Source organism: Pseudomonas sp. FEMGT703P (genome assembly GCF_002786345.1).
Lineage (GTDB): Bacteria > Pseudomonadota > Gammaproteobacteria > Pseudomonadales > Pseudomonadaceae > Aquipseudomonas > Aquipseudomonas peli.
This window is the reverse complement of record NZ_PGCM01000005.1, coordinates 1243452-1268623: the sequence shown is the minus strand read 5'-3', so window position 1 is coordinate 1268623 and position 25172 is coordinate 1243452. Positions and strand designations below refer to the sequence as shown.

Here is a 25172-nt window from a genome sequence, read left to right as displayed (position 1 = left end):
TCCTTACTGATTATTGGGCACGGCCGGGGCCGGACTGGAACGGTAATCCGCGCGGCGCTTGAGCTGATACTCACGCACAGCCCGGTTGTGCTGTTCCAAGGTGTCAGAAAACACATGGCTGCCATCACCACGAGCGACGAAGTACAGGCTGCTGCCAGCAACCGGATTCAGTGCGGCATGGATGGCTTCACGGCCAACCAGGGCGATTGGCGTCGGCGGCATGCCGTCGATGGTGTAGGTGTTGTAAGCCGTCGGCTGACGCAGGTCATCACGGGTGATGCGGCCGTTGTAGCGTTCGCCCATGCCGTAAATCACGGTCGGATCCGTTTGCAAGCGCATGCCGATACGCAGACGCCGTACAAATACCCCGGCAATTTCACCGCGCTCTTGCGGCACGCCGGTTTCCTTCTCGATCATCGAGGCCATGATCAACGCGTCATAAGGTTCTTTGTACGGCAGATCCTTGGCCCGCTGCGCCCATTCCTCAGCCAACACCTGCTCCAGCCGCGCATGCGCCTGCTTAAGCAGCTCAAGATCGCTCATGCCACGCACAAAACTGTAGGTATCGGGGAAGAAACGCCCTTCCGGATTCAAACCGGGCAGGCCGAGCGCCTTCATCAGTTCAGCATCACTCAGCTCACTGAGGGTGAGTTCGAGCCGGGTTTCACGCGCCAGTGCCGCGCGCACCTGACGGAAATTCCAGCCCTCTACCAGTGTCAGGCTGTATTGCAGCACTTCACCGCGCCGCCACTGACCGAGCATATCCAGCGCCGTAGTGCCGGGAACCAGGCGGTATTCGCCACTGTGCAGCGCTTCATTACGCAGATTGAAACGCCAGTACAGACGCAGCCAGAAGGCCTGATCCAAGATTCCGTCAGCCTCAAGACGATTGAGCACGCCACCAGGCGTCGCGCCAGCCGGCACTTCCACCACAAGCTCGTCAGTGAGATTTAACGGTTGCTGCAGTGCCACATGCTGTTGCCAAGCGGCAAACGCAACCAATAAGCCAGCCAGCAGCACACTGCCTTCCAGCAGCAGCAAAAATTTGCGTATCACGAATCAGCAGTCCAGTAGATCGCGGGCAATGGCCTGCAGTTTACGGGTGAGCGGGCCGACCGGCCAGTCGTGTGCGAGTAAAGCGCGAACTGGCCACACGCCATAGACGCTGTTGCACAGCATGACTTCATCCGCCGCCAGTAATTCGGCGTAGCTGATATCACGCACCTGACACTCGATGCCCAGCGCAGCCGCCTGCTCCAACAACTCGGCGCGCATCACACCCGCAACCCCACAACGCGACAGGTCGGCGGTCACCAGCACACCAGCGCTGACCAGTAACAGGTTGCTGTAAACGCCCTCGATCACCCGGCCGCTGCTATCCAGCATCAGGCCCTCGGCATGCTCGGCGTCCTGCCACTCGCTGCGCGCCAGTACCTGTTCCAGTCGGTTGAGATGCTTCAGGCCCGCAAGCAGCGGCTGCTCGGCCAAACGCGTAGCGCAGGCAAACAGACGCACACCCTGCTCGGCATAGACTACGGGATAAACCGGCTTCGCGGCCGCCTGCAGCAGCACGCGAGGCTGGGCGGGCTGTGGCGGCGCATAGCCCCGCTGCCCATCACCGCGAGTCAGGATCAACTTGGCCACGCCGTCACCCAGCTGCTGACTGAAGGCCAGTAGTTGGGTACGGACAGCAGGTAGCTCGAGAGAGATTTTCAGCCGCACACTACCTTCGGCCAAACGAGTCAGATGACGCTCCAACAGCATCGGTTGCCCGGCGTTTACTGCAATGGTCTCAAACAGCCCATCGCCGTAGGCCAAGCCGCGATCCTTGACGGATAGCAGCTCGGCCGGCTGGCCATCGACCCAGCTCAGCATCAACCGGCGAACCGGCGGAATACCAGCGAGCCGTTGGTGCCGCCAAAACCGAAGGAGTTGGACAGCACTACGTCCAGCGCCATGGCCTTGGCCTGGTGCGCAACGAAGTCCAGATCACAGCCTTCGTCCGGGTTATCCAGGTTGATGGTGGGCGGCGCCACCTGATCACGCAGTGCAAGGATGCTGAAGATCGCCTCCACCGCACCGGCAGCGCCGAGCAGGTGGCCGGTCATGGATTTGGTCGAGCTAACGGCCAGCTTGTAAGCGTGCTCGCCGAATACCGACTTCACCGCCGCTACTTCAGCCTTGTCGCCAGCCGAGGTTGAGGTGCCATGAGCATTGATGTACTGCACCTGCTCAGGATTCAGTCCGGCATCACGTAGGGCGTTGGTCATGCAGCGCGCCGCGCCTGCGCCATCTTCCGGTGGCGAGGTCATGTGGTAAGCGTCACCACTCATGCCAAAACCGATCAACTCGGCATGGATGGTCGCGCCACGCGCCTTGGCGTGCTCCAACTCTTCCAGCACCAGTGCACCGGCTCCATCGGAGAGCACGAAGCCATCACGATCTTTATCCCATGGACGGCTGGCCCTGGCCGGCTCGTCATTGCGGGTCGACAGCGCACGAGCAGCACCGAAGCCGCCCATACCCAGACCGCAGGCCGCCATTTCGGCGCCGCCTGCAACCATTACATCGGCCTCGCCAAACATGATGTTGCGTGCCGCCATGCCGATGCAGTGCGTGCCGGTAGTACAAGCCGTGGCGATGGCGTAGTTTGGCCCCTGCAGCCCCAGATGGATCGACAGGAAGCCGGAAATCATATTGATGATCGAGCCAGGCACGAAGAACGGCGAAATGCGCCGCGGCCCTTGCTCGTGCAGCGACTTGCAGTTGTTCTCGATATTGGTCAGGCCGCCGATACCGGAGCCCATGGCCACGCCGATGCGCTCACGGTTGGCATCGGTGACTTCCAGGCCGGAGTTGCGCACTGCCTGAAAACTGGCAGCGAGACCGTACTGGATAAACAGATCGAGCTTGCGCGCCTCTTTGGCGGACAAGTATTCCTCGACGTTGAAGCCCTTTACCGCACCACCAAAACGTGTGGAAAAAGCGGAAAGATCCATATGCTCAAGCAGGCCAATGCCACTGCGGCCAGCCAAAATGCCCTGCCAGCTACTCGGCACATCGTTACCCAATGGCGACAGCATGCCCATACCGGTAACCACGACGCGTCTACGCGACACAGCAATCTCCTTTTCTAGTTATCAACGCCTGGAAAGCGCTTAAAGAAAAGCCGCACGCCTGATGAAGGGAGTGCGGCTTTTCCGAGTCGGGATCCGACGATTACGTTTTACGCGTGAGCGGTAACGTAGTCGATCGCTTCCTGAACGGTGGTGATCTTCTCGGCTTGTTCGTCCGGGATCTCGGTCTCGAACTCTTCTTCGAGAGCCATCACCAGCTCAACGGTGTCAAGCGAGTCGGCACCCAGGTCTTCAACGAAGGAAGCGCTGTTGGTTACTTCCTCTTCTTTGACGCCCAGTTGCTCGGCAACGATTTTCTTGACGCGTTCTTCGATGGTGCTCATACGTTGTTCTCACTCCTAATGGGACAAATCTTGGCCACTATTCTGCGACCAAGTGTATAGAAAGGGTTTTTAGCATTTCAAGCTGAATGCCGGGGTGCCCCACAAACACTTCAACGACCTGCCTACAAACCTGTTGCAGCTTTATAACGGATTTTAGACAGCATCTATGACAGTTTTCTGAAGCCATCCGTCACATTCAGCTCATGTACATCCCGCCGTTCACAGGGATAGTAGCGCCTGTGACGTAAGCCGCGCCATCAGAAGCGAGGAAAGCGACCACTTTTGCGATCTCTTCGGCCTGCCCTAAACGGCCCAACGGAATTTGTGTCAGCAGCGCATCGCGCTGCGCTTCTGGCAATTCACGGGTCATATCAGTGTCGATAAAACCCGGTGCCACGGCGTTCACGGTAATAGCCCGCGAACCTACTTCACGCGCCAGCGCACGGCCAAAACCTTCAAGACCGGCCTTGGCAGCTGCATAGTTGACCTGCCCACCGTTGCCCATGGCGCCCACCACCGAACCGATATTGATGATGCGCCCGTAGCGTGCCTTGGTCATACCGCGCAGCACAGCCTTGGTCAGCCGGTACAGGCTGCTCAGGTTGGTGTTGATGACATCAAACCACTCGTCATCTTTCATGCGCAGCATCAGGTTATCGCGGGTGATGCCGGCGTTATTGACCAGAATCAACGGCTGACCAAGATGTTGCTGGATATGTTCGAGGGTGCTGGCGACCGACTCGCTGTCGCTAACATCGAGCACCAGACCAGCCCCTTCAATGCCATTGGCTTTCAGGGTTTCACCAATACGCTCGGCACCCGAAGCGGTGGTGGCGGTACCGATAACCACGGCACCCTGACGCCCTAACTCCAGGGCAATCGCCTGGCCAATACCGCGGCTTGCGCCGGTGACCAATGCAACCTTACCTTGCAGGCTCATAACGTTTCTCCTTAATCAGACCAGGGCCGCGTTCGCAGCAGCGAAGGCATCCGGGGTGTCCAGGTTATGGATATTGATGCCTTTGACGCAGCGTTTGTTCAAACCAGACAACACCTTGCCCGGACCGCACTCAACCAGATCCGTCACACCTTGCGCAGACAGACAGACGATCGACTCGACCCAACGCACCGGACTGTAAAGCTGAGCCAGCAGGTCGCGCTTGAGCCCTTCCAGATCAGTCACTGCCACAGCGCTGACGTTCTGTACCAAAGCGATTTGCGGAGCCTGCCAGTCAATTGCCGCTACTGCTTCGGCAAAGCGCTCAGCCGCAGGGCGCATCAACGCGCAGTGCGACGGCACGCTAACCGGCAACGGCATCGCGCGCTTGGCGCCACGCGCCTTGCACGCCTCAATAGCGCGCTCGACGGCAGCAGCGCCGCCGGCGATCACCACCTGACCCGGCGCATTGAAATTCACCGCGCTGACCACTTCACCCTGCGCAGCCTCGGCGCAAGCCGCCACTACATCAGCATCTTCCAGACCGAGAATCGCTGCCATGCCGCCCTGCCCGGCTGGAACCGCCTGCTGCATCAGCTGGCCGCGATGCTCAACCAGCTTGACCGCCGCGGCCAAGGACAAGCTGCCAGCGGCAACCAGCGCCGAGTACTCACCCAGGCTGTGGCCAGCGACAAACGCCGGACGCGCCGCGCTTTCAGCAAGCCAGGCACGCCACAGCGCAACAGAGGCGGTGAGAATCGCCGGCTGAGTCTTGTCGGTTTGATTGAGTTGTTCTTCAGGACCTTGCTGGGTAAGCGCCCAGAGGTCATAACCAAGGGCTTCGGAAGCCTCGGCGAAGGTTTCGAGGATCAGCGGTCGTTGCGCACCATGCTCGGCAAGCATGCTCAGCGACTGGGAACCCTGACCTGGAAAGACGAATGCGAGAGATGCAGACATGGAAACCTGTTCCTAATGATCGTGATCGTCGGTAATACGCGCCAGGCCTAGCCAAGCGCAAGAAACTGACAGTTGGATGACAGGCTGCCCGCTGCGGTCACATTCTAAAGCAGGTGCTCGCCCAGGCGACCATGCAAACGCTGCGGCAAATCCTCTTCAATCTCCCGCAAAGCTCGGCGAATAGCGCTTTTAAAGTCGTCAGGCCCGGCCGCACCATGGCTTTTAACCACAATACCCTGCAGCCCGACAAAACTCGCGCCATTGTGCTGCGCCGGGGCCAACTCACCCTGCAAGCGCCGCAACAGCGGCAACGCTAAAAACCCCGCCATTCGCGCCTTTAGGCTGGATTTAAACAGCGCCTCAATCCGCCCAGCAATCATTGCCGCCAGACCTTCGCTGGACTTGAGCAGGATATTGCCGACAAAACCGTCGCACACCACGACATCGGCCTCACCGCGATACAACCCATCGCCTTCAACAAAGCCGATGTAGTTCAGGCCTTCCGCTTGCTGCAGCAGACTGGCTGCCAGTTTGACCTGCTGGTTGCCCTTGATGTCTTCAGTACCCACGTTCAGCAACGCTACGCGCGGACGCACTGTACCCAGCGCCTCGGCGGTAACCGAGCCCATAACGGCAAATTGGTAGAGGTGCTCGGCACTGCAATCGACATTGGCGCCCAAGTCGAGCAGATGACAGAAGCCCGTCTGCGTCGGAATAGCCGTGACCATGGCCGGACGATCAATGCCGGGCAGGGTTTTCAGCACATAGCGCGACAACGCCATCAGTGCCCCGGTATTACCGGCACTGACGCAAGCCTGAGCCGCACCACTGCGCAGTAACTCAAGACTGATACGCATCGACGAATCCGGCTTGCCACGCAGCGCCTGGGCCGGCCGCTCGTCCATGGCGACAATCTCAGCAGCATGCTCAACGCGCAGGCGTGCACGATCGACGCCGGGATAGCGGACAATCAGAGATTCAAGCAGAGAGGATTGGCCGACAAGGACCAGGTGCAACGAAGGGTATTCAGCCAGGCAAGAGATGCAGGCTGGAACAATGCAGTGGGGACCGAAGTCCCCACCCATTGCATCAATCGCGATGATCGGAGCGGACAAGATTTACTCGTCAGCGCCCTTGTCGATCACTTTACGACCACGGTAAACGCCTTCTGGCGATACGTGGTGACGCAGGTGGATTTCACCGGTGCTTTTCTCGACCGACAGAGTGCTGGCCTCGAGCGCATCGTGCGAACGACGCATGTCACGGGCGGAACGGGATTTTTTGTTCTGCTGAACAGCCATAACTAATTAACTCCTAAACGTTTGGGTCACGCTTTAACTGCGCCAATACACTGAACGGGTTGGACCGCGTTACCTCGTCCTCGCTCGACTCGGGCTCTTCGAGGCCGGTCGGCTGCTGGCAATCTTTAGGGTCATGAGCCGGGACAATGGGCAAGGCAAGCAGAAGCTCCTCCTCAACCAGCGCCAGCAGATCCAATGGGTCTTCACCCAACTCAATCACGTCATAGCCTTGCGGCACTGACTGGGTATTAGCACCCTCTTTCACCACAGCGTAATCACACGCGCTGTGGATCGGTAAAGTGACCAGCTCCAGACAACGCTGGCAAACCATCTTGACTTCAACCTCAAGCTCGCTGTGAAAAACTACAGCATTGCGCTCGTCGCGCTCGAAGAAGAACTTCGTACGCACCATGCCTTGGTTATCGGCAAGCGGGCCGCAGAGACGCTGCAAATCTGACAGTTGCAACTCACCTTCGAAGGTGGCGCTGCGATCGGCTAATTTGCGCGGATCAACGTGAGGTGGAATCGGGCCATTTGACATAGGCGGCGCATTTTAGGGATGCAACCGGCCGCTGTCAAAGGAAATTCGGCCTGTCCAGCATATGGGCCGACAGCTAGAATCGCCCACCCTCTGCAAACAACTATATATAGAAGGAAATCGCCGTGCCGCCTCTGGTGCTCGCCTCCAGCTCACCCTACCGACGTGAACTGCTCACCCGCCTGCGCTTACCCTTCACCTGGAGCGCTCCGCAAATCGACGAATCACGACGACCTAATGAAAGCGCTGAAGCCCTGGTACGCCGATTATCGCTGGAAAAGGCCCAAGCACTGAGCGCTAGCCACCCGCAGCACCTGATCATCGGCTCAGATCAAGTCGCGGTACTCGGCTCACAAATCATCGGCAAACCGCACACCCTGGAGCGCGCTCGCGAACAGCTAATGGCCGCCAGCGGCAATAGCGTGACCTTTCTGACTGGCCTCACCCTGCTTAACAGCGCCACCGGCCAGCAGCAAACCGACTGCGTACCCTTCACGGTGCATTTCCGCCGACTCAGCGAAGCGCAAATCATGCGCTACCTGACCGCCGAACAACCCTTCGACTGCGCGGGCAGCTTCAAGGCCGAAGGCCTGGGCATCAGCCTGTTTCGCAGCACCGAAGGCAGCGACAGCAACAGCCTGATCGGCCTCCCCCTGATCCGCCTGGTGGACATGCTGCAAGCCAGCGGTATCGATATCCCCTAAAAACAACAAGCCCGATCAATGACCGGGCTTGCTTGCAACAGCTCCAGACCTTAGCGCAACGCCGGCCCCTGGAACCCCATCCACAGGGCAATGCGTTCAGCCATGCTGGCACCTAAAGTTTTGGCAAACTTATCGAAAGGTGATTCTTGCACCGTGAAGTCAACGATTTCCTTCTCGCCAATCACTTCCCGCGCCACATAGCTGGTATTGCCCAAGGCATCGACCAGCCCGAGCTTTAAAGCCTGCTCACCCGACCAGACCAGGCCCGAGAACAGCTCTGGGTGCTCGGCATCCTTCAAGCGCTCACCACGCCCCTGCTTTACGCTGGCAATAAACTGACGATGGGTAGTTTCCAAAACACCCTGCCAGAACTTGGTTTCTTCGGCCTTTTGTGGCTGGAACGGGTCGAGAAACGCTTTGTGCTCACCGGAGGTATACACGCGGCGATCCACACCCAGCTTCTCCATCACCCCCACAAAACCAAAGGTTGCAGCTGTGACACCGATGGAGCCAACCAGACTGGCTTTGTCGGCATAGATCTCATCAGCCGCACTGGCGATGTAATAGGCACCCGACGCACCCAAATCGGTGATCACTGCATACAGTTTGATCGCCGGGTACTCGGCGCGCAGGCGGCGAATCTCGTCATAGATGTAGCCCGACTGCACCGGACTACCACCCGGGCTATTGATGCGCAGGATCACGCCCTTGGTGTTGGCATCCTCAAAGGCCGCACGCAGGCTGCTGACAATATTGTCGGCACTGGCCGATTCCTGATCGGCAATCATCCCGCGAACCTCGATCACCGCAGTATGACTGCCGGTAGTCGCGCCTTTTTTCATCGCCAGCATGGGCGAGAACAACGCCAGCGCACCGAAGATATAAATGAAGGTCAGCAGCTTGAAGAAAATCCCCCAACGCCGCGCGCGACGCTGTTCCTGCACACCGGCCAGCAGAGTCTTCTCCAGTAGCTGCCAGCTTTTACCGTCGCCATCAGCAGGAGCCGACGCCTTCCATTCATCTGCCATGCAAAACCACCTCAACTGACTGATTAGACGCACGCTGACCTAGCCAGGCGCGCAACTCGGTAAAACATTCTATTGCCAGCGTTGGCTGACACTCGCGCAATGCCTGCAAAGGCTGCGCACCATAACCCACCGCCACACAATCCATGCCAGCGCGCTGCGCCATCAACAGATCGAAGGATGAGTCACCCACCATCAGCGCCCGATCAGCAGCAACGCCGCTTTGCGCAAGAATCTCGCGCAACATCAGCGGGTCCGGCTTGCTCGCTGTTTCGTCGGCGCAGCGGCTGTAGTCGAAATAATCCAGCCAGCCACGATCTGCCAGCACTCGCTGCAAACCATGCCGCCCTTTGCCAGTCGCTACCGCCAGGCGATAACCCTCGGCACGAAACGCTTCCAAACCCTCAGCCACGCCATGAAATAGCGGCGAGGGCTCGGACTCAAGAGCCAGGTAGTTTTCGCTGTAGCTTTGCCGCAAGCGCTGCGCACGAAGCGCATCATGCATATCTGGGTAAAGACAACGAATGGCCTCAGGCAAACCCAAGCCGATAATGCCGCGCACCTGCTCATCCGTGCAGCGCGGCAACTCACAGGCATCGGCAGCCATATGCATCGCCGCAACAATCCGACCGATGGAGTCGACCAGTGTGCCGTCCCAATCGAAGATCAGCAGCTGGTAACCACGTTCCTGACAATCACTCACTGAGACGCACCATAGTCCGCGCCCACACTTCATCGACTGGAGCTTCAAGCTTGAGTTGACCACCCTCAGGCAGCGGCACAACCAACTCATAGGCATGCAGAAACAGGCGTTTACCGCCTAGATCGCGAATTTCCTTGGTGAAATCGTCATCGCCGTACTTGCTGTCACCGGCAATGCAGTGCCCGGCATACTGTGTATGCACACGAATCTGATGGGTACGTCCAGTGACCGGCTTGGCCTCAACCAAGGTGGCAAACTCGCCGAAGCGGCGCAGCACACGAAAAACGGTCAACGCCTCCTTACCTTCAGGATCGACCTCGACCATGCGCTCGCCGGAACGCAGATTGCTCTTCAGCAGCGGCGCATTAACCTGTTTCTTGGCCGTTGCCCAATGACCGCGCACCAGCGCCATATAGCGCTTGTCCACACCATCGCCACGCAAGGCTTCGTGCAAGTGACGCAACATGCTGCGCTTCTTGGCGATCATCAGTAGGCCCGACGTATCACGATCCAAACGATGCACCAGTTCCAGATCCTTGGCATCCGGACGTAACTGACGAAAGGCTTCGATAACTCCGTAATTCAGTCCACTGCCGCCATGCACAGCGATACCCGCCGGCTTGTTCAGCACGATAAGCGCCTTGTCTTCATAGACAATTGCAGCCTCAAGGCGCTGCAAGAGCCCCTGAGCCAGCGGCTCGGGCTCATCGCGCTCAGCCAAGCGTAAAGGTGGCACACGAATAATGTCGCCGGCCTGCAACTTGTACTCAGGCTTGATCCGCCCCTTGTTCACACGCACTTCGCCTTTACGCAAAATCCGGTAAATCAAAGTCTTGGGCACGCCCTTAAGCTGGGTGCGAAGAAAGTTATCAATGCGTTGGCCGGCAAGTTCCGGCGCAACCTCGAGCAGCTGGACGCCGGAGGTTGGAGGGGAAGGATTTGTCATCGCGCAATCATAACAATTTTTTATGGAATTGAAGCACTTAATCATTGCTGCTATAGTCGGGAACGCCGCCAAAAGCGGCTTGGTTTGCGGATGATCGCCAAAACTGCCATCCCCCAACCAACGCAACCCATTTGGGACGTGAGGCCGTCCGACGGGTTATTCAACGAAAGAAAAGCCTCCAAGGCTGTGAATAACTCGGAAATAAAGCCTATAAGCCATGATGCGCAACCAGTCCCTTTGGACGGTTGCGGTAATAGTTAACCCGCTGCGGATGTTCGCGAGCGGCACCCGAGTTTCAGCGATACGTGTAGGGTGGAGATGTACAACTGTTGGTCCGCGTAGCAGCTCGCTTTACCAAGACGCTTCATCTCGTCCGCTACCAACAGCTGATTCCTCCTCCTGACTTAGTGCTTTCTGTTATCACAGCGAGCAGGAGACGTCCGTCGCGGCCCAGCACAATTGGCTGACCGCCGCTAGACACTGGAACGCTTTACGACCGTTCCTGACGCACCTGACACCGACCCCTGAAGTCGTGTGTGCCGAACGCCGCTTCCGCCAGCACCGGAAACCGACGGTACTACATGAAAAGAATGCTGATTAACGCAACTCAGCCCGAAGAGTTGCGTGTTGCCCTGGTAGATGGGCAGAAACTCTACGACCTGGACATCGAGTCCGGCGCCCGTGAGCAGAAAAAATCCAACATCTATAAGGGTAAAATTACCCGTGTAGAGCCCAGCCTCGAAGCTGCCTTCGTCGACTTCGGCTCTGAGCGTCACGGTTTTCTTCCGCTCAAAGAAATCTCCCGCGAATATTTCAGCAAGGCCCCAGAAGGCCGCGTCAACATTAAAGACGTGCTCCGGGAAGGCCAGGAAGTAATCGTTCAGGTCGAGAAAGAAGAGCGTGGCAACAAGGGCGCAGCCCTCACCACCTTTATCAGCCTCGCCGGTCGTTACCTGGTGCTGATGCCGAACAACCCGCGTGCTGGTGGTATCTCGCGCCGCATCGAAGGCGAAGAGCGTAATGAGCTGCGTGAAGCACTGAACGGTCTGGTCGCGCCAAGCGACATGGGCTTGATCGTGCGCACCGCAGGCCTTGGCCGCTCCAGCGAAGAAATGCAGTGGGACCTCGATTACCTGCTGCAACTCTGGACAGCCATCAAAGAAGCCTCATTGGACCGCGCTGCCCCCTTCCTGATCTATCAGGAAAGCAACGTGATCATCCGCGCCATCCGCGACTACCTGCGCCAGGACATCGGCGAAGTACTGGTCGACAGCATCGAAGCGCAGCAGGAAGCCCTGAGTTTCATTAATCAGGTGATGCCGCAGTACGCCAGCAAGATCAAGCTGTATGAAGACAGCGTGCCGCTGTTCAACCGCTTCCAGATCGAAAGCCAGATCGAAACGGCTTTCCAGCGTGAAGTGAAACTGCCGTCCGGCGGTTCGATTGTTATCGACCCAACCGAAGCCCTGGTGTCCATCGACATCAACTCGGCGCGCGCCACCAAAGGCAGCGACATCGAAGAAACTGCCCTGCAGACCAACTTGGAAGCGGCTGAAGAAATCGCCCGCCAACTGCGTCTGCGTGATATCGGCGGCCTGATCGTCATCGACTTTATCGACATGACCCCGGCGAAGAACCAACGCGCCGTGGAAGAAAAAGTCCGTGAAAGCCTCGAAGCCGACCGTGCACGCGTACAAGTGGGCCGTATCTCGCGCTTTGGCCTGCTGGAAATGTCGCGCCAGCGCCTGCGCCCATCCCTGGGCGAAAGCAGCGGTATCGTCTGCCCACGCTGCAACGGTCAAGGCATCATCCGCGACGTAGAATCGCTGTCGCTGGCCATTCTGCGCCTGATCGAAGAAGAAGCCCTGAAAGACCGCACTGCTGAAGTCCGCGCACAAGTGCCAATTCCAGTTGCCGCCTTCCTGCTCAACGAAAAACGCAACTCGATCACCAAGACCGAACTGCGCACGCGTGCACGCATCGTGATCATTCCGAATGATCACTTGGAAACACCGCACTTCGAAGTTACGCGCATCCGTGACGACAGCCCTGAAGCGCAATCCACTCAGTCCAGCTATGAAATGGCGACTATTGAAGTGGAAGAAGAGAAGCAGGCCGCCGCAACGCGCACCCTGGTTCGCCAGGAAGCAGCGATCAAAACCGCGCCGCAGCGCACTGCACCAACTCCGGTTGAAGCAGTAGCCGCACAGCCTGTTGCTGCCGCTGAGCCAAGCCTGTTCAAAGGCCTGGTCAAGTCGCTGGTCAGCCTGTTCGCTGGTAAGGAAGAAGAAAAGCCTGCCGTCGTCGAGAAGAAAACCAGCGAACGCCCACAGCGCAGCGATGAGCGTCGTAACGGTCGCCAACAGAACCGCAACCGCGGTGGTCGCAGCAGCGAAGAGCGTAAACCACGTGAAGACCGCGGCCCTCGTGAAGAACGCGCACCGCGCGAAGAACGTCAGCCACGCGTTGCTCGTGAAGAACGCGCACCGCGCGAGGAACGTGCGCCACGTGAAGAACGCAGCCCACGCGACGTTGTAGAAGTACGTCAGCCGCAGGAAGTGCGCCAATCGCGCCCACCGCGCGAAGAGCGTCAGCCGCGCGACCGCAAGCCACGTGAAGAGCGCCAGCCGCGCGAACTGCGTGAGCCACTGGATGCCGCACCGGGTGATAGCGCAACTGTCAGCGAAGAAGCCCGTGCCGAACGCCCGCAACGCGAACCGCGCCAGCCGCGCGCACCGCGTGAAGAGCGCCAGCCACGTGCCGAACAGGCCGCAGTAGCCGCCGATGAAGACGTACTGAACGCTGAAGAAGCACTGCAGGACGATGAGCAGGAAGGCAGCGAAGGTGGCGATCGCCCACGTCGCCGCTCCCGTGGCCAGCGTCGTCGCAGCAATCGTCGCGAGCGCCAGAACGATGCCAACGGCAACCCGATCGAAGGCAGCGAGGAAGGCGCAGAAGCACCAGCTGATGCCGACAACGCAGTAGTTGCAGCAGCAGTAACCGCCGCCGTGATCACTGGCGCAGACGAAGCAGCCCAAGCAACCGAAGCAGCACCGGTAGTTGTCGAGCAGGAGCAGCCACGCGAAATCGCTGCCGCTGAAGCGCCACAAGCCGCTGTTGAGGCAGTAGTTGTAGAAGCAGCAAGCAGCCCGGTTGTCGAATCCAGCGAAGCACCTGTACATGCCACCGAAGTCAGCGAAGCTGCACCAGCACCAGCTGTTGTAGAGGCGCCAGCTCCGGTTGCAGAGGTTGTTGAAGCGCCTGCCGTGGTTACCGCACCCGAGCCGGTTGCCGAAGCCGTAGTAGCTGAAGTTGTAGCAGCCGAAGCTGCCCCTGTTGTTGCCGTCAGCAGCACCGGTCGCGCGCCTAACGATCCGCGCGAAGTGCGTCGTCGTCAGCGTGAAGCCGAGCGTCTGGCCCGCGAAGCCGCCGAAGCACCAGCTGCTGCCGTACAGGTTGAAGCTGCTGCACCGGTAGCTGAAGAGCCGGCTGCAGAAGTGGTTGCCGAAGCCGTAGTTGAAACTGCAGCCGAAGCACCTGCGAGCATCGAAGCCGTCGAGCCCAAGGCCGAAACCGCCGCGCAAGTAGAAGCAGAAGTAAGCCAGGAGCCGCAAAGCTCACTGTTTACTGAAGTAGAAGCTGACGAGCAGGATAAAGAAGCGGTCAAACCGCAGGTCTGAGCCGCTAGGCAATAAAAAAGGGGATGCTTCGGCATCCCCTTTTGCGTTGTAGCTTTTATTACAGCGCGATCAATACGCTGGTCGCAGCCTGCCGCCAAACGCCTTACAGCACGTTCGGTTCGATCTCCAACTCCACCGCAAAACGCTGGGCGATATCCGCCTGGATACGCTGCGCCAGCCTCAACAACTGCGCACCCGTGGCAGCGCCGTAATTCACCAGCACCAATGCCTGCAAACGATGCACACCTGCATCACCCTCACGAAAGCCCTTCCAACCCGCCCGCTCGATCAACCAGCCCGCGGCCAGCTTGACCTGTCCATCTGCCTGAGCATAAGCCACCAGATCGGCATGTTCCGCGCGCAAGCGTTGCGCCAGCTCACTCGATACCAGCGGGTTCTTGAAGAAGCTGCCAGCATTGCCTAGCTCAGCGGGGTCAGGCAATTTTTCACTTCGAATGGCGCAGATGGCCTGACTGACATCCAGCGCCGTCGGGACACCAATGCCCTGCTCCGCCAGACGCTGACGCACCGGACCGTAATCCAGATGCAGCGCAGCCGCGCGGCTCAAGGCAAAGCGCACTCGCAGGATGACCCAGCGCCCGCTTTCTCGTTTGAAAAGGCTATCGCGGTAGGCAAAGGCGCAATCCTGCAGAGAAAACTCGCGCAGCTCGCCGCTATAACGATCCAGGGCAGTCAAACCGGCAAACAGATCCTTCAGCTCAACGCCGTAAGCACCGATATTTTGCACCGGCGCCGCACCCACGGTGCCTGGGATCAGGCTGAGGTTTTCCAAGCCGGCAAAGCCCTGCGCCAGCGTCCATTGCACAAACGGATGCCAGGACTCACCCGCCTCAGCCTCGATCAGCACCCGCTCGCCGTCATCGCTGAGCACGCGAATACCGCGACTGGCCATGCGCAAAACCAACGCATCAACGTCAGCGGTGAGCAGCAGATTGCTGCCCCCCCCGAGCAACAACAGCGGCAACTGCTGCGTTTGCGCATAGCTCAGCGCTTCGCGCACCTGCTGGTCGCTCTCGGCTTCGGCAAAATGGCTGGCCTGGGCCTCGACGGCAAAGCTGTTATAGGGTTTCAGCGATACCTGAGTGCGCACCTGCAAGCTCATAAGCACCCCTTGAGTTCGAGCACCAGGGCATCACAGGCCTGCTCAATCAAATCCAGCACCTGGGCAAAACCGGCTTCGCCACCGTAATAGGGGTCTGGCACTTCGTCCAGCTCCAGCCGATAACGGCGCAGAAACAGGTCCAGCTCAGCCGCATCATTGCCCGGACGCAGCTGCTGCAGGTCGTGCAGGTTGCTGTTATCCATGGCCAGAATCAGGTCAAAGGCGTGAAAATCCGCCGCCTTGACCTGCCGGCCGCGCAGCGCAGACAGGTCATAGCCACGCTGCTGCGCAGCCTGACGCGTGCGTAGATCCGCTGCCTTGCCCACATGCCAGTCGCCAGTGCCCGCCGAATCGACTTCGACGCGCCCTTCCAGCCCCGCTTCACGCAGCTTATGGCGCAACACACCTTCGGCCGTTGGCGAGCGGCAGATATTGCCCAGGCAGACAAACAGAACGCGCATCAGGCCCCCAGCAGGCGACGAACCCGCTCCAGGTCTTCCGGCGTGTCGACGCCCGCAGGTGGCGCTTCCAGGGCATCGGCGACATGGATACGCACGCCATGCCAGAGCGCGCGCAGCTGCTCCAGGCACTCGGTGTCTTCCAGCCAGCACGGGCCCCAGGCGACGAAGTCATGCAGAAACTGCGCACGGTAGGCGTAGATGCCGATGTGGCGACGGTATGGCACGCCTGCTGGCAGCTCGTCACGGTTCTTGGCGAAGGCATCCCGCGCCCAGGACAGCGGCGCACGGCTAAAGGTCAGGGCCAGGCCAGTCTTGTCGCTGACTACCTTGACCACATTGGGGTTGAACAACGCCTGCACATCCTCAATCGGCTCGGCCAGGGTGGCGATGGCCGCCTGCGGATTAGCTGCCAAGTTGGCCGCCACCTGATCAATGATCGATGGCGGAATCAGCGGCTCATCGCCCTGTACGTTGACCACGATGGAGTCAGCCGCTAGGCCCAAAGCCGTGGCCACTTCAGCCAGGCGGTCGGTGCCTGAATTGTGATCGACGCGGGTCAACACCACCTGCGCACCAAAGCCCTGACACGCCTCAACGATGCGCGCATCGTCAGTGGCAACCACCACCTGCTGCGCGCTGCTTTTGCACGCCTGTTCCCAGACATGCTGAATCATCGGTTTGCCGGCAATATCCTGCAGCGGCTTGCCCGGCAGGCGGCTGGAAGCGAAACGTGCCGGAATCACAACGGTAAAGGCAGTGCTCATTTACTTGTCCAGGCGCTCGTCGACGTTGAGGGTGCGGGCTTCAGTTTCCAGCATCACCGGAATGCCATCGCGCACCGGGAAAGCCAGTGCGTCGGCCTTGCAGATCAACTCGCTCTTGTCAGCGGCGAGCTTCAGCGGGCCCTTGCACAGTGGGCAGGCGAGAATGTCGAGTAGTTTCGGGTCCATGGGAGATCCTTGATAGGGAGCAGCTGCTGGGGCGGTCGAGGCCGCCGAATGATCAGAACAGTCAGGCGCGCGGCACAAGACGCTGCAATTGCTGATCAAACCAAACGACAAACGCGGCCGAAGGCTCGGCATCCACCGCCAGGTACCACCAATCGTCAGCCGCAAAGGCACGGCACTTGACCGCATCCTTTTCCGTCATCAGCACCGGCAGCTCCGGGCTGAAATCCAGCAGCTCGGCGCTATACGGGGCATGGTCGGCAAAGGCATGCGCGACAGGCCGCCAGTGTAGCCCTTCGAGGGTATTGAAGAAACGCTGCGGGTTGCCAATACCGGCGACCGCATGCAGGGCCTGACCGGCCGGGAAGTGACTGAGCGGATGCTGCTCGCCACTGCGCAGGTTGACCAAGGTGCGTGGCTGCAGGGTAAAACCGTAGCCATCCTGCGGATCGCTAGACGCTCCGTTATACAGCAGCGCATCCACACTCTGCAGGCGCTCAACCGGTTCCCGCAGCGGGCCGGCAGGCAGGCAATGGCGATTGCCCAGGCCGCGCACGGCATCGATCAGCACCAGTTCCAGATCTCGGGCCAGGCGGTAGTGCTGCAAGCCGTCATCACTGAGGATCAGGTCCAGCGGCTCGGCCGCCAGCAAGGCCGCCACCGCGCGACTGCGATCAGGATCAATCATCAGCGGCACGCCGCTGCGTTGCACAATCAGCAGCGGCTCATCACCGGCCACGCTAGCGGCCTGATCAGCCTGCACGCGCCAGGGCAGCTGCGGCGGCTGCGCGCCATAGCCGCGACTGACCACACCGACGCGCAGCCCCTGACGGCGGCAATGCTCGATCAGCCAGAGAATCATCGGGGTTTTGCCGGTGCCGCCGACAGTGATATTGCCGACCACCACCACCGGCACAGGAGCACGGTAGATCTCGCCCTCACCGGCCAGAAAACGCGCACGCTTACGCTGCACCACCGCGCGATACAGCCACTCCAGTGGACGCAGCAGGCCCAGCGCCGGATGACCGGCGTACCAGGCAGCAGTGAGTCGTGCGGATAGGCTCATCAGCGGGCAACCCTCAAGGCGCGGCTTGCGCCTCGATGGTGGTCATGCGCAGATGGGCAAAACCCAGCTTGCCGGCCGCATCCATGGCGGTAATCACCGCCTGATGCTGGGCCTTGGCATCGGCGCTGATGATCAGCGGCAGGCTGTTATCACCTTCCGATTCTTTCTGCAGCGCTGCCATCAGGCTTTCCAGATCGCTTTTCAGCAACTGCTTGGCATTCAGCGAGTAGCTGCCATCGGCGGCAATCAGGATTTCCAGCTGCTTCAGTTCGGTCTGCTCCGGCGGCGTGCCAGTGGCAGCCTCCGGCAGGTCGACCTTGAGCTGGGTCTCACGGGTAAAGGTGGTGGTGACCACGAAGAACAGCAACAGGATAAACACCACATCGATCAACGAGGCCAGGTTGATCTCGACGTTCTCCCGCGGTTTGCGCCGGAATTTCACGCCTTGTCCTCGCCCATGTCGACATCACGGTCGCCCTGCACCACTTCCACCAGGCGAATCGCCTCCTGCTCCATACCGACCACCAGCTCATCGACGCGGCGTTGCAGGTAGCGGTGGAAGAACAGTGCCGGAATGGCCACCATCAAGCCCGCCGCCGTCGTGATCAGCGCCTTGGAAATACCGCCGGCGAGCAAGGACGCATTGGCCATGCCCGAGCCCATAAAGGAGCTGAAGATTTCGATCATGCCCAGCACCGTACCGAGCAAACCCAGCAGCGGCGCGATACCGGCAATGGTGCCCAGGGCATTCAGGTAGCGCTCCAGATCATGAATGACCCGCCCGGCAGCTTCTTGGATGCACTCTTTCATGATCTCGCGACCATGTTTGGAGTTGGCTAGGCCGGCAGCAAGAATCTGCCCCAACGGCGAGTTGGCGCGCAGCTCCTTGAGCTTCTGGTTATTGAGTTTCTTATCCTTGATCCACTTCCACACCTGACCGAGCAGGTTGGGTGGGGTGATGCGGCTCGGCCGCAACGTCCACAGGCGCTCGGCAATGATGCCGGCCGCAGCGATAGAACACAGAATGATCGGCAGCATCATCCAGCCGCCAGCTTTAACCAGTTCCCACACGGTGGCAGATCCCCTTCACAAAAGTGGCGCCACTCTAGCATAGGGTCGCGGCCTCGCCGACCGCCGCCGTTCTCATTTTTCCCGCCAAAAACGTGCTCGATAGCGCAAACCCTGCGCAGGCTCGAATGCGCCTAAACGAATGCTTACCGCGCCCTGCTCGACGGTGTCGTACAGCCGCGCCTCCAACATCCGGTAACGCTCAATAACTTCGGCATGCGGATGGCCAAAGGCATTGTGCGCACCACGGGAAACCAGTGCAGCTTTGGGTCTGACCTTTTCCAGAAAAGCCGCCGAAGATGAACTGCGACTGCCATGGTGCGGCGCCAGCAACCACTCTGCCGGCATAACCAGACCGCTGTTGAGCAATGCCCGCTCGGCCTGGCTATCGATGTCACCGGTCAGCCACAGGCGCTCGCCGCTGGCCTCAATGCGCAGCACGCAGGATGCCTGATTGCCATCGGTCGCGTCCGTCCAGCGCCAGGTAGTGAATTGCACGCCATCCCACAGCCAGTGCTGGCCACTGACGCAGGCTTGGGCCTGTAGTGAAGGCGCGAGCTTATCCGCTTCGCCACTGAGCACCTGCCTGACTGGCAGACCGCGCTGGATCGCTGCGGCGCCACCGGCATGATCGCTATCAGCATGGCTGATCAGCAGCAGATCCAGGGCGCGGACATCCAGCGCCCGCAGAGAAGGCAGTACGACGCGCTCACCGGTATCGAACTCGCCAAAGCGCGGGCCGGCGTCATACAGCAGGTCATGCGACTGGGTGCGCACCAGCACCGCCAGACCCTGACCAACATCCAGCATCCACACTTCGGCTCGCCCGTATTCCGGGCGCTGCTGCGGGCTGAACAACAAGGGCAGCAGTAATAAGGCACCCAAGCTACGCATTGGAAAAGCGGCTGGCAGCAGCAAAATCAACGCGCCCAACGCCACCATCAGCCAAGCCCAGAATGGCAAAGCACTAGGCAACCAGGCCGGCAGCCACAGGGCCAATTGCGTCAATAACTCGAACAGCAGGTCCAGCACCCAGCCGGCTACCCAGAGCAGTGCAGCCCCCACTCCAGGCACGAGCATCAATAAGGTGCCGAGCAATGCCAGCGGCACCACCAGTAATCCCACCACGGGAACAGCCACCAGATTGGCCAAGGGGCCACTGGCACTCACCGGCAAACCGAGGGCAAGCAGCAGCGGCAACAAGCCGATAGCCATGGCCCATTGCGCGCGCAGGAGGGTGCTCCACCAAGGCCAGGCACCGAGCCGACCGCTGAAGATCAGGATCAGCAGCATGACTGCGCCAAAGGACAACCAGAACCCTGGTTGCAAACTGGCCAACGGCTCACCCAGCAACACTGCAATTAATGCCACCAACACGGGCAACCACACACCCAGATGGCGAAAGCGCCAGCGCCAGAGCAGCACCAGGCAGATCATCACGCAAGCGCGCTGTACTGGCACTTCAAACCCTGCCAATAGGCCGTACGCCAACGCACCAAAAAAAGCCAACAGACAAGCACTAGGCAGCCAGGGCCAACTGCGCGGCCAGAGCCCCAGACGCGCCAAGCTGGCAACCAGGCCATATAACAGCGCCGCCAACAAACCAATATGCTGACCGGAGATCACCATCAGGTGCACCGTGCCGGTGTTCTGCAGTACCAGCCAATCTGCAGTCGACAGCCCCGAGTCATCGCCTAACACCAGAGCCGCCAACGCGCCTTCGCGGCCATGTGCGGGCGTTGCCAAGAGCTGCTGACGCAAGCGGTCGCGCCAGGCTACTGCTCCACTGGCAGGGGCAATCAGCTCGCCACTCTTCACCGTACCGGTGGCGCCGATGCGCTGTGCCAGCAGCCAGGCTTCGTAATCGAATGCCTGAGGGTTGACCAGACCATGAGGGCGCTTGAGGCGTACGGCTAAACGCCAGGTTTCACCGGCGCGCACTGCCGGCCCGCCATACCACGCCAGACGCAAACGTGCGGGCAATCTGTCACGTCGGGAAACCACCTGCTCCAGCTGAAAGCGCACCACGCCCTCGCCCACCTCGGGCAGGCCAACCACCTGCCCTTGCAGCCACAAGGTACGTGCATCCAACTGCCGCGCCAGGCGATCATCTAGCGCCCACTGCGCCGACACGCACGCCCAAGTGAAGCCAAATAGAAACAAAGCAATCGGATAGCTGCGAAATGGCAACAGCATTAAGCCGACGACCGGCAGAACAGCCAGCAGCCATAAGGGCGGCAAAGCCGGAAGGAAGCGCAGCACCAGCAGTCCAGCCACCAGCGCGAAAATCCCTGTGCGCATAGACTCGCTCCGTGAGTCGAATACAGCATTTAACCTATCGATCAGCTTTTGTTTATTTGCTGTCACAAAGTGTGAAAACAGACTGCCATCAAAGGGTGCATAATATCGGCGCTTTTACCCGCCAGAGAGCCTTCATGCCGCGTCGTTTATTCAAGCGCTACATGCCCCACCCAGACCGTATCAAGGGCAATAAATCCCTACGCTTTCTGGGCAGCCTGATCCACGACCCCAACCTCTGGCACCTCAACCGCCATTCTGTTTCACGCGCCATGGCCATCGGCCTTTTCTGGGCGATGATCCCCATGCCCATGCAAATGGCCGCCGCCGCCGCCGTGGCGATTCCAGCCCGAGGTAACCTGCCAATTTCGATTGGTCTGGTCTGGCTGACCAACCCGATTACCATGCCGCCGGTGTTCTACTGCAGCTACAAGTTTGGCGCCTGGCTGATGAACACGCCTACCCTGCAAATGCCTGATCACATCACCCTCAGCTGGGTCGGTCATGTTCTGCAAACCCACTGGCAGCCGCTCTATCTGGGCTCGTTAGTACTCGGTCTGCTGTTCGCCCTGATCGGCTACTTCGCCACCAACGCTTACTGGCGCTGGTGGGTGCGGCACAACTGGCGCAAACGCCAGGAAAAACGTCGGCAGCAAAACGTACAGCACTGATGCAAAAAAGCCGTTACTGAGTAACGGCTTTTTTGTTTCTGCCAGCGTAGCTTATTCGTAACGCAACGCCTCAGCAGGTTGAATGCGCGATGCTCGCCAAGATGGGTAAACGGTAGCCAGAAAGCTCAGGCTAAACGCTGCACCGCAGATCAACAGCACATCAGACAGCAGCAACTCAGACGGCAGATTGCTGATGAAATACACATCCGAGCTCATCACCTGCTGGCCGCTCAAGCGCTCGATCCAGCCCACCAGTTGGCTGACATTCAGCGCCGCGAGAATCCCCAGCACCGCACCAATCACCGTACCGATCACGCCAATCACCGTACCTTGCACCATAAAGATGCCCATGATCTGAGCCGGCGTCGCGCCCAAGGTGCGCAGAATGGCGATATCTGCGCCCTTGTCTGCCACCACCATGATCAACGTGGCAATAATATTGAAAGCCGCCACTGCAACGATCAGCAGCAGCAACAGACCGATCATGGTCTTTTCCATTTTCATCGCGCTGAACAGGCTGCCCTGGGTCAGGGTCCAGTCTGCGGAGCTGTAACCCGCGCCCAGCTCACCGACAATCTGCGCAGCGACTTGTGGCGCCTGGTAGAGGTCTTTCAGCTTCAGCCGCACGCTCTGCACCTGGCCCGGCTGCATGCGCTGGATATGCGCCGCATCAGCAACGTGAATCAGCGCCAGCGAGCTGTCCAGCTCAGCACCCACTTTAAAGATGCCGACCACGTTAAGGCGCTGCATACGCGGGCTGATACCGCCCGGCACAGTGCTTAGCTCCGGCACGATCAGCGCCAGCTTGTCGCCCACCCGCAGCTGAAAGCGCCGAGCGGTGATCTCACCCAATACAACACCAAACTCACCCTCACGCAGGTCGCTCAAACGGCCTTGCTGCATATGCTTGTCGATGATCGACACTTGCGGTTCCAGCGCCGGATCGATGCCGTGTAACTGCACCGGCTGCATCGCCCCACGCACCGAAAGCATGCCTTCGAGCTCGGCAAACGGCACTGCCGCGACTACTTGCGGATTGTTCTTCGCGGCTGCAGCGACCTGCTGCCAGTTATCCAGGGGCTGCGTCCCGGCGATGCTGGCGTGCGGCACCATACCGAGGATGCGCGTGCTCATTTCCTTCTGGAAACCGTTCATCACCGACAGCACCACGATCATGGCCAACACACCCAAGGCCAAGCCAATCATCGAAGTCATCGAGATAAAAGAAATAAAGTGATTGCGCCGCTTGGCCCCGGTATAGCGGATACCGATAAAGATACTCAGCGGACGAAACATCAGGCGGCCACCAGCTTGCCGTCTTCCAGACGCAGAATGCGGTCCATCTGCTGGGCCAGCGCCATGTCGTGGGTCACCACTAAAAAGGCGGTCTGCGACGAGCTGCTCAGCTCCTTCATCAGATCCTGAATGCCTTGCGCGGTGTGATGATCGAGGTTGCCGGTGGGCTCATCGAGCAGCACCAGACCCGGCTGATTGACCAGCGCGCGGGCGATGGCCACACGCTGACGTTCGCCACCGGAAAGCTCAGACGGCTTGTGCGCCAGACGATGGCCCAAACCAACCCGCTCCAACAGCGCGGTGGCTCGCTGGCGCGCTTCGCTGATCGGCGTGCGGCCAATCAGCAGCGGCATGCACACGTTTTCCAGCGCGGTAAATTCCGGCAGCAGGTGGTGGAACTGGTAAACGAAACCCAGGGCACGGTTACGCAGCAGGCCGCGCTGCTTTTCATTCAGCGCCGACAATTCCTCGCCCGCCAGCCAGACGCTGCCGGTGCTCGGCGTATCCAAGCCACCGAGCATATTCAGCAAGGTGCTCTTGCCCGAGCCGGAGCTGCCAACAATCGCCACGCGCTCGCCGGGGTGCAGTTCCAGCTGCAAATCATGCAGCACCACCACTGATTGCGGGCCCTCGTCGTAGCTTTTACCGAGGTTGCGACAACTCAACACTGCACGATCTTGCATAACCGAATCACTCATAACCTGATCATTCATAACGCAGGGCCTCCGCAGGCTGGGTGCGCGCCGCGCGCCAGGCCGGATACAGGGTGGCGAAGAAACTTAGGATCAACGCCGCGCCGCATACCAGCAGCACGTCCGCCAGCATCAGCTGCGAGGGCAGGTAGTCGATGAAATACACATCGGCATTGAGGAATTTGATCCCCAACAACCCTTCCAGCGCGGCAATCGCACTGCTGATATTCAAAGCCGCTAGGCAGCCCAGCACCGCGCCAATCGCCGTGCCGAATACGCCGATCACCGTGCCCTGGACCATAAAGATCGCCATGATCTGCCGTGGCGTCGCGCCCAGGGTACGCAGAATAGCGATATCGCCCTTCTTGTCGGTAACCACCATGACCAGGGTGGAAATGATGTTGAACGCAGCGACCGCAACGATCAGCAACAGCAGCAGGCCAATCATCGCCTTCTCCATGCGGATCGCCTGGTACAGGTTGCCGTGGGTACGGGTCCAGTCGCGGGCGTAGTAGTCGCCCTCGCCCAAGGTTTGCGCCAATGCCCAAGCGGTGCGCGGAGCTTCAAATAGATCAGCGAATTTCAGGCGAATGCCCTGTACCTGATCGGCCTGCCAGCGCTGCAAGCGCGCCAGATCCTGCACATGGGTCAGGGCCAGGTGACCGTCGATCTCGCCAGCGCCGACATGAAAAATGCCCACTACAGTAAACCGCTTGAGGCGCGGAAACATGCCGGCTGGAGTAACAGTGACTTCCGGGGCAACAAAGGTGACCTTGTCACCCAGGTCGACGCCGAGTTTGGCGGCTGCCTTGTCGCCCAGCACCATGCCGAATTCACCGGGCTGCAAAGCCTCCAGGCGACCCTGCTGAAAGAAGTTGCCGATGATCGAGACCTTGGCTTCTTCCTGCGGATCGACCGCATTGATCAGCACTTTCTGCACCTTGCCGTCGTTGGTCAGCAGGCCCTGCATCTGGCTAAAAGGCGCAACCGCCAGCACTTGCGGGTTGCGCTGCGCCTGGTCGGCCAGGCTGCGCCAATCCTTGATCGGCGCAGCACTTTCCACCGTAGCGTGAGGCACCATGCCGAGCACGCGGGTGCGCATTTCATGGTCGAAGCCGTTCATCACCGACAGCACCAGAATCATCACCAGCACACCAAGTGCCAGCCCGATCATCGAGGTCAGGGAAATAAAGGATACGAAGTGGTTGCGACGCTTGGCCCGCGTGTAGCGCGTGCCGATAAATACGAACAGAGGTCTGAACATGTCGGGGCTGATTCGAGGGAAAAAGAAACGTCCTT

26 protein-coding genes are annotated in these 25172 nt (G+C 59.7%); 3 read left to right on the top strand and 23 right to left on the bottom strand.

The window, feature by feature from the left end; genetic code table 11:
- Positions 1-3 precede the first annotated feature (3 nt).
- The 9 genes from mltG to CUR33_RS09690 all read right to left on the bottom strand — a co-directional run bounded on the left by mltG (position 4) and on the right by CUR33_RS09690 (position 7196).
- Complete coding sequence (mltG, locus tag CUR33_RS09730; RefSeq protein WP_289239454.1) at positions 4-1056, bottom strand: endolytic transglycosylase MltG; 1053 nt, start codon at positions 1054-1056, stop codon at positions 4-6.
- 3 nt (positions 1057-1059) lie between these two features.
- A complete protein-coding gene (gene pabC, locus CUR33_RS09725) occupies positions 1060-1875 on the bottom strand; it encodes an aminodeoxychorismate lyase (RefSeq protein WP_289239453.1) in 816 nt (271 codons plus the stop codon).
- Positions 1875-3119: a beta-ketoacyl-ACP synthase II gene (fabF, locus tag CUR33_RS09720; RefSeq protein ID WP_289239452.1), complete on the bottom strand. Its 1245-nt coding sequence runs from the start codon at positions 3117-3119 to the stop codon at positions 1875-1877. The genes pabC and fabF overlap by 1 nt, the downstream gene beginning before the upstream one ends.
- A gap of 107 nt (positions 3120-3226) precedes the next feature.
- A complete protein-coding gene (gene acpP, locus CUR33_RS09715; RefSeq protein ID WP_058066290.1) occupies positions 3227-3460 on the bottom strand; it encodes an acyl carrier protein in 234 nt (77 codons plus the stop codon).
- 196 nt (positions 3461-3656) lie between these two features.
- Positions 3657-4400, bottom strand: coding sequence for a 3-oxoacyl-ACP reductase FabG (fabG, locus tag CUR33_RS09710; protein ID WP_289239451.1), 744 nt, complete (start codon positions 4398-4400; stop codon positions 3657-3659).
- Between the two features lie 15 nt (positions 4401-4415).
- Positions 4416-5354: an ACP S-malonyltransferase gene (gene fabD / locus CUR33_RS09705; protein ID WP_289239450.1), complete on the bottom strand. Its 939-nt coding sequence runs from the start codon at positions 5352-5354 to the stop codon at positions 4416-4418.
- A gap of 104 nt (positions 5355-5458) precedes the next feature.
- Complete coding sequence (plsX, locus tag CUR33_RS09700; protein ID WP_289239449.1) at positions 5459-6469, bottom strand: phosphate acyltransferase PlsX; 1011 nt, start codon at positions 6467-6469, stop codon at positions 5459-5461.
- A 3-nt stretch (positions 6470-6472) separates the two neighbouring features.
- The gene (gene rpmF / locus CUR33_RS09695) at positions 6473-6655 is read right to left on the bottom strand and encodes a 50S ribosomal protein L32 (RefSeq protein ID WP_090247995.1); all 183 of its coding nucleotides are present in this window, start codon (positions 6653-6655) and stop codon (positions 6473-6475) included.
- A 13-nt stretch (positions 6656-6668) separates the two neighbouring features.
- Entirely contained in the window at positions 6669-7196 is a 528-nt protein-coding gene (locus tag CUR33_RS09690; RefSeq protein ID WP_289239448.1) for a YceD family protein, read from the bottom strand.
- A gap of 122 nt (positions 7197-7318) precedes the next feature.
- Here CUR33_RS09690 and CUR33_RS09685 point away from each other — a divergent pair, with 122 nt between their 5' ends.
- Positions 7319-7897 (top strand): Maf family protein, encoded by a 579-nt coding sequence (locus CUR33_RS09685; protein WP_289239447.1) that lies wholly within the window; start codon positions 7319-7321, stop codon positions 7895-7897.
- 50 nt (positions 7898-7947) lie between these two features.
- On the opposite strand, the gene sppA is transcribed toward CUR33_RS09685, so the two are convergent.
- Genes sppA through rluC form a run of 3 tightly spaced genes read right to left on the bottom strand, consistent with a single transcriptional unit; the run spans position 7948 to position 10571 of the window.
- Positions 7948-8925, bottom strand: a complete 978-nt coding sequence (gene sppA, locus CUR33_RS09680) for a signal peptide peptidase SppA (RefSeq protein ID WP_289239446.1) — start codon at positions 8923-8925, stop codon at positions 7948-7950.
- On the bottom strand, positions 8915-9625 hold the full coding sequence (locus tag CUR33_RS09675) for an HAD-IA family hydrolase (protein ID WP_289239445.1): 711 nt from the start codon (positions 9623-9625) through the stop codon (positions 8915-8917). The genes sppA and CUR33_RS09675 overlap by 11 nt, the downstream gene beginning before the upstream one ends.
- A complete protein-coding gene (rluC, locus tag CUR33_RS09670; protein WP_289239444.1) occupies positions 9618-10571 on the bottom strand; it encodes a 23S rRNA pseudouridine(955/2504/2580) synthase RluC in 954 nt (317 codons plus the stop codon). The genes CUR33_RS09675 and rluC overlap by 8 nt, the downstream gene beginning before the upstream one ends.
- A 581-nt stretch (positions 10572-11152) precedes the next feature.
- Here rluC and rne point away from each other — a divergent pair.
- The gene (gene rne / locus CUR33_RS09665; protein ID WP_289239443.1) at positions 11153-14251 is read left to right on the top strand and encodes a ribonuclease E; all 3099 of its coding nucleotides are present in this window, start codon (positions 11153-11155) and stop codon (positions 14249-14251) included.
- Between the two features lie 103 nt (positions 14252-14354).
- On the opposite strand, the gene murB is transcribed toward rne, so the two are convergent.
- From murB to CUR33_RS09625, 8 genes are all read right to left on the bottom strand, one after another.
- Positions 14355-15374 (bottom strand): UDP-N-acetylmuramate dehydrogenase, encoded by a 1020-nt coding sequence (gene murB, locus CUR33_RS09660; protein ID WP_289239442.1) that lies wholly within the window; start codon positions 15372-15374, stop codon positions 14355-14357.
- Entirely contained in the window at positions 15371-15835 is a 465-nt protein-coding gene (locus CUR33_RS09655) for a low molecular weight protein-tyrosine-phosphatase (protein ID WP_289239441.1), read from the bottom strand. Before CUR33_RS09655 ends, murB begins: the two co-directional genes overlap by 4 nt.
- Positions 15835-16599: a 3-deoxy-manno-octulosonate cytidylyltransferase gene (gene kdsB / locus CUR33_RS09650; RefSeq protein WP_289239440.1), complete on the bottom strand. Its 765-nt coding sequence runs from the start codon at positions 16597-16599 to the stop codon at positions 15835-15837. Before kdsB ends, CUR33_RS09655 begins: the two co-directional genes overlap by 1 nt.
- Positions 16600-16785, bottom strand: a complete 186-nt coding sequence (locus tag CUR33_RS09645) for a Trm112 family protein (RefSeq protein ID WP_090387286.1) — start codon at positions 16783-16785, stop codon at positions 16600-16602.
- 61 nt (positions 16786-16846) lie between these two features.
- Positions 16847-17848: a tetraacyldisaccharide 4'-kinase gene (gene lpxK / locus CUR33_RS09640; protein WP_289239439.1), complete on the bottom strand. Its 1002-nt coding sequence runs from the start codon at positions 17846-17848 to the stop codon at positions 16847-16849.
- Positions 17849-17861: 13 nt separating this feature from the next.
- On the bottom strand, positions 17862-18290 hold the full coding sequence (locus CUR33_RS09635; RefSeq protein WP_090248015.1) for an ExbD/TolR family protein: 429 nt from the start codon (positions 18288-18290) through the stop codon (positions 17862-17864).
- Positions 18287-18919, bottom strand: a complete 633-nt coding sequence (locus CUR33_RS09630; RefSeq protein WP_090248017.1) for a MotA/TolQ/ExbB proton channel family protein — start codon at positions 18917-18919, stop codon at positions 18287-18289. The genes CUR33_RS09635 and CUR33_RS09630 overlap by 4 nt, the downstream gene beginning before the upstream one ends.
- A 72-nt stretch (positions 18920-18991) precedes the next feature.
- A complete protein-coding gene (locus tag CUR33_RS09625; protein WP_289239438.1) occupies positions 18992-21217 on the bottom strand; it encodes a DNA internalization-related competence protein ComEC/Rec2 in 2226 nt (741 codons plus the stop codon).
- Positions 21218-21351: 134 nt separating this feature from the next.
- On the opposite strand from CUR33_RS09625, the gene CUR33_RS09620 reads away from it, so the two are divergent.
- Positions 21352-21885 carry a DUF2062 domain-containing protein gene (locus CUR33_RS09620; protein ID WP_289239437.1) on the top strand — a complete coding sequence of 178 codons (534 nt, stop codon included), beginning with the start codon at positions 21352-21354 and terminating at the stop codon, positions 21883-21885.
- Between the two features lie 51 nt (positions 21886-21936).
- Here CUR33_RS09620 and CUR33_RS09615 read toward each other — a convergent pair whose 3' ends face one another.
- The 3 genes from CUR33_RS09615 to CUR33_RS09605 are packed head-to-tail and all read right to left on the bottom strand — an operon-like array spanning position 21937 to position 25137.
- Positions 21937-23181 carry a lipoprotein-releasing ABC transporter permease subunit gene (locus tag CUR33_RS09615; RefSeq protein WP_289239436.1) on the bottom strand — a complete coding sequence of 415 codons (1245 nt, stop codon included), beginning with the start codon at positions 23179-23181 and terminating at the stop codon, positions 21937-21939.
- The gene (gene lolD, locus CUR33_RS09610; protein WP_167144197.1) at positions 23181-23864 is read right to left on the bottom strand and encodes a lipoprotein-releasing ABC transporter ATP-binding protein LolD; all 684 of its coding nucleotides are present in this window, start codon (positions 23862-23864) and stop codon (positions 23181-23183) included. The genes CUR33_RS09615 and lolD overlap by 1 nt, the downstream gene beginning before the upstream one ends.
- Positions 23865-23886: 22 nt before the next feature.
- A complete protein-coding gene (locus tag CUR33_RS09605; RefSeq protein ID WP_289239435.1) occupies positions 23887-25137 on the bottom strand; it encodes a lipoprotein-releasing ABC transporter permease subunit in 1251 nt (416 codons plus the stop codon).
- Positions 25138-25172 lie beyond the last annotated feature (35 nt).